General features: G+C 43.7%; 1 protein-coding gene. It reads left to right on the top strand.

Annotated features, from left to right (window positions below):
- Positions 1–726, top strand: a 726-nt coding sequence (locus IRZ83_RS19410; RefSeq protein WP_194570769.1) for a tandem-95 repeat protein, incomplete at both ends; no start/stop codon positions are given.

The raw sequence follows: 726 nt of genomic DNA, 5'->3' as shown, positions 1-726 counted from the left end.
AACACCTGGAATCCAGACCAGTTTTACTGTAACAGGACAGGGAACTTATACTGTTAACGCACTTGGAATTGTAACTTTTACCCCTGCTCTGAATTACAACGGAACAGCGACTCCAGTCAATTATAAGGTAAGCGACAATGACGGAGCGGTATCAAACACTGCTTCAATTACCGTAACTGTAACTTCAGTAAATGATGCTCCGGTTGCCAATAACGATACAAAAACGACAAACGAGGACACGGCAGTTACAATCGACGTAACGGCAAACGACACTGATGTTGACGGAACAGTCAACAAGGCAACAGTAGACTTGGATCCTGCAACACCTGGAATCCAGACCAGTTTTACTGTAACAGGACAGGGAACATATACTGTTAACGCACTTGGAATTGTAACTTTTACCCCTGTTCTGAATTACAACGGAACAGCGACTCCAGTCAATTATACGGTAAGCGACAATGACGGAGCGGTATCAAACACTGCTACAATTACCGTAACGGTAACTTCGGTAAATGATAATCCAGTTGCAGTTGATGATGCTTATACAGCTTCAGAAGACAATACAGTGACACTGAATCCACTTGCTCTGGATACAGATGCTGACGGAGATACTTTGACAATCACTTCAATAAACGGAACAGCCCTGACAGGTTCAGCCCAAACAATTGCGGTTACAAACGGAACAGTAAGCATCTCAGCTTCGGGCATAATTACTTTTACTCCGGC

Origin of the sequence: Flavobacterium sp. JLP (genome assembly GCF_015350755.1) — a bacterium.
GTDB lineage: Bacteria > Bacteroidota > Bacteroidia > Flavobacteriales > Flavobacteriaceae > Flavobacterium.
This window is presented reverse-complemented; position numbering and strand designations above follow the sequence as displayed.